This is a genomic window from Mycolicibacterium vaccae NBRC 14118 = CIP 105934, assembly GCF_001552715.1.
Taxonomy (GTDB): Bacteria; Actinomycetota; Actinomycetes; order Mycobacteriales; family Mycobacteriaceae; genus Mycobacterium; species Mycobacterium vaccae.
Map to the genome: position 1 here is coordinate 1 of NZ_BCRS01000282.1, position 3,556 is coordinate 3,556.

Annotated in this window: 4 protein-coding genes; 1 reads left to right on the forward strand and 3 read right to left on the reverse strand. The window is 70.5% G+C overall.

Features of this window, described 5'->3' with window-relative positions:
- Positions 1 to 647, forward strand: a 647-nt coding sequence (locus tag MVA01S_RS29090; protein WP_060941809.1) for an SDR family oxidoreductase, incomplete at its 5' end; no start/stop codon positions are given.
- Here the strand turns inward: MVA01S_RS29090 and MVA01S_RS29095 are convergent.
- The 3 genes from MVA01S_RS29095 to MVA01S_RS29105 all read right to left on the reverse strand — a co-directional run.
- Positions 622 to 1,050, reverse strand: a complete 429-nt coding sequence (locus tag MVA01S_RS29095) for a cupin domain-containing protein (RefSeq protein ID WP_003931776.1) — start codon at positions 1,048 to 1,050, stop codon at positions 622 to 624. The two genes, MVA01S_RS29090 and MVA01S_RS29095, sit on opposite strands and share 26 nt — an antisense overlap.
- Before the next feature lie 9 nt (positions 1,051 to 1,059).
- Complete coding sequence (locus tag MVA01S_RS29100; RefSeq protein ID WP_003931775.1) at positions 1,060 to 1,686, reverse strand: sigma-70 family RNA polymerase sigma factor; 627 nt, start codon at positions 1,684 to 1,686, stop codon at positions 1,060 to 1,062.
- 137 nt (positions 1,687 to 1,823) lie between these two features.
- On the reverse strand, positions 1,824 to 3,556 hold a 1,733-nt coding region (locus MVA01S_RS29105; RefSeq protein WP_218006074.1), incomplete at its 5' end, for a helix-turn-helix transcriptional regulator.

Consider the following 3,556-nt stretch of genomic DNA (forward strand, 5'->3'; position numbering starts at 1 on the left):
CCGCCTCGCTCGGCGGCATCGGCTTGTGTTGTGATGTAACCGATCCCGACCAGATCGACGAAGCGTTCGATGCCTGCGTCGCCGAGTTCGGCGGACTGGATCTGGCTTTCTTGAACGCCGGCGTCACCATCGAGTGGTCCGGCGACATCGGGTCACTGGACCTGCATGAGTACCGGAAGTCGTTCGGCGTCAACGTCGACGGCGTGGTGTTCGGGGTGCGGGCCGCCGTGCGTGCGATGCGGTCGCGGCCGGACGCCGACCGTGCCATCCTGGCGACCGCCTCACTGGCCGGCCTGATGCCCTGGTACCCCGATCCGGTCTACGCGCTCGGCAAGCACGCGGTCGTCGGGTTCATGCGCTCGGTCGCGCCGAGCCTCGCCGCCGAAGGCATTGCAGTGCACACCATCTGCCCCGGTATCACCGAGACCGGCGTGCTCGGCGACCGACGCCCGCTCGTCGAGCGCATCGGGGTGCCGGTGATGGAACCCGAGACGGTCGCCGACGCGGTGCTGGCCGCACTCGACGCTGCGTCGGACGCGGCGGGGTCCTGCTGGGTCGTGCAACACGGAACGCCGCCCTGGACCATGGATTTCCCGGCGGTGGACGGTCCCGACAGCAGGCTCAACGTGCCGGCGGCCCGCCGCTGATCGGCACACGCAGCCCCGCGCGAGCGACGAGTTCGTCATCGTCGACCAACACCAGCATCGGTTGTCCCGGCACGCAAAACATGGTGACCAGAAAGCGGCTGCGGATGTCGTTGCGGTTGTTGGCGTCCGAGTAATGGATGACGTCGCCGCCAGGCTCCCAGAAGGCCTCCCCCGCCCGGATCACCCGTGGCGGTTCTCCCTCGAGCTCGAACAGCATCTCGCCCTCCAGCATGTAGCCGAACGCCGGCCCGCCCGGGTGGCGGTGCGGCGGGGTACCGCGACTGCCGGGCGGGTACTCGACCACCACGGTCATCGCTTCGACATCCGGCGGGACCGCGGGCGGGCGCACGCACTGCACGACGGTGACCGCTGTCTTCCACTCCTGGCCGTACTCTGCGGACATCGGTACCCCTCAGGCCGCGTGCAGCACGACGGAGTCGAATCGACGCGCACAGTCGGCGTCGGCCAGCGAACGACGCAGCTGGATCCGCGCCCGCGACACCCGTGACATCACGGTGCCGATCGGGATGTTCATCAATGCGGCCGTCTCGGCGTAGGTGTAGCCCTCCACGTCGGCGTAGTACAGCACCGTCCGGAAGCCGTCCGACAGGCGTGCCATCGCGTCGCGGACGTCGTCGTCGGGCAGCGACGCCAGCAGCTCGGCCTCGGCGGAGCGCAGCCCCGTCGAGGAGTGCGCACCGAAACCGGCCAGCTCGCGGTCGGTGATCCCTCCGGACAGCACCTCGGCCGGGCGGCGTTCCTTCCACCGGTACGCGTTGATCCACTGGTTGTACTGGATCCGGAACAGCCACGCCTGAAGGTTGGAGCCCGGCTGGAATTTGCCGAAACCGGCGTAGGCGCGAGCCAGCGTCTCCTGCAACAGGTCCTCGGCGTCGGCGTCGTGGTGGGTGAGCCGGCGGGCGCCCCGGAGCAGGACGTCGACCAGCGGCAGGACCTCCGCGACGAACCGGGCGTCCCGCTCGGCTCTGCGCTCGCCCTCGTCGGTGTCGGTGTCGGTGTCGGTGTCGGTGACCTTCATGGGACTACCTCCGGTTGAGTTCTGCGAGCCCGGACGGGCCGTCGAATTCAGACTGGCGGTGACCGGCTCCGGGGGGGCCCTTGGTAATCCGTAGTCCTTGGGCCCCGTAGTCCTTGGGCCCCGTAGCCCGTGGCCTCTCAGTGGGACCAGGTGACGGTGCGCAACTGCCTGCGCGAGGTGATGCCCAGCTTGACGAAGACCTTCCGCAGGTGCCATTCGACGGTGTGGACGCTGATGAACAGTTGGGCGCCGATCTCCGCGTTCGTGAGCCCGTCGGCGGCCAGCCGGGCGATTTGCGCCTCCTGCGCGGTCAACGGGTCGTGAGTGCTCAGCGGCTGTTTGCGGACCTTCTCACCGACGGCGACGAGTTCGCGGCGGGCCCGTTCGGCGTAACCGTGCGCGCCCATCCCGATGAAGATGTCGTGGGCCTGTTTGAGGTGCCGGCGGGCGTCGCTGCGCCGGTTGACCCGCCGTAGCCACTCGCCGTAGCCCAGATGTGTCCGCGCCCGGTGCACCACCACGCGCGACCGGCTCAGCTGCTCGAGCGCCTCGGTGAACAACCGGTCGGCCTCGGCGTCGTCGGCCAGCAGCGCCCTCGCGTGGGCCATCGCACCGAGCCCCCACGGGGTTCCGCTGGCGCCGGCGCGTTCCGCGATGTGACCGACGGCCTGCTCGGCGGCGTCCCGCTCGCCGATGTGGACGGCGGCCTCGACCAGTTCGTGCAATGCCCAGCTGTAGAACCCGAGATCCTCGTAGGCGCAGGCACCCTGCGCGGCGGTGAAGGCTTCCTGGTAGCGGCCCAGACCGTTGTACAGGACCGCGGCGGCGTACCCGGTGAGACCGATCAGTCGCCCTTCGCCGCGGGCGGTGGCGTCGGCCGCGGCGGCCTCGATCAGCCGTGTGGCGTCCGCGGGATCACCGCGCCAGGCGGCGATCACCAGAAAGTAGTAACGGACGGGTCCGGCGTGAGTCGTGGCCGCGGTGATCGAGTGCGCCTCGGCGATCAGGGTGGCGGCGGTGTTCAGTTCGCCGAACAGCACATGCACGCCGGCCCGGTACACCAGCGCCTGGGGAAGGCCGGCCAGCGCGCCGCTGTCGCGCGCCTGCCGGACGACGGCCGCCGACAGCCTGTCGACGAGGTTCTCGTCCCACAGCTCGTGGGCCGCAGATTCCTGCAGGATCGGGAACGCCGGGACGAGCCACCGTTGCAGCTGGCCGGGATCGGCGTCGGCCAGGGCGGACATCGCGTCCAGTGCGGTGCGCATGTGCTGCACGCCGCCGGTGATGCCTCCGGTGAGCCGTTCGGTCATCCCGCGGAAGAACAGGTCCACCGCCCGGGGTAGTTCGGCGGTGCGGACCATCGCCGCGCGGGCCGCCTCGGCAGCGTTGAGAAGCGCACCCGGCTGTCCCAGCCGGCCCGCGTACATCAGCGCCGCGAACGCCTCCAGATAGCATTCCCGGGAAGCGAAGTCGTCGACGTCCTCCAGCTGTTTGGCCGCCTCGAGCAACGCGGGCGCGGTCTCCCCGACCGACGGTGCGCCCGCCTCCCCTGTCCGGCTGCTGACGAACGCGATCTGGGCGCGCAACCGCGCGGCCCGCGCACGTTGGAGCTCGGACAGCGGTGCCGCCTCGGCGATGGCCAGCAGTTCGTACGCCTCCGCTCCCGCCGCGGAGTCCCGTTTGGCCTGCGCCGCGGCCAGAGCGCGGTTCCCGCGCAGCTCAGGATCGGCGGTGAGCACCGCGGCACGCGCCAGGAACGCCGCGGCGGCGGCGATGCCACCCCGGCTCTGCGCCCGGCCTGCCGATGCCTCCAGCTCCGCCGCGATCGAATCATCAGCTCCTGCTACAGAATTGGCGGCATGCCAGGCCC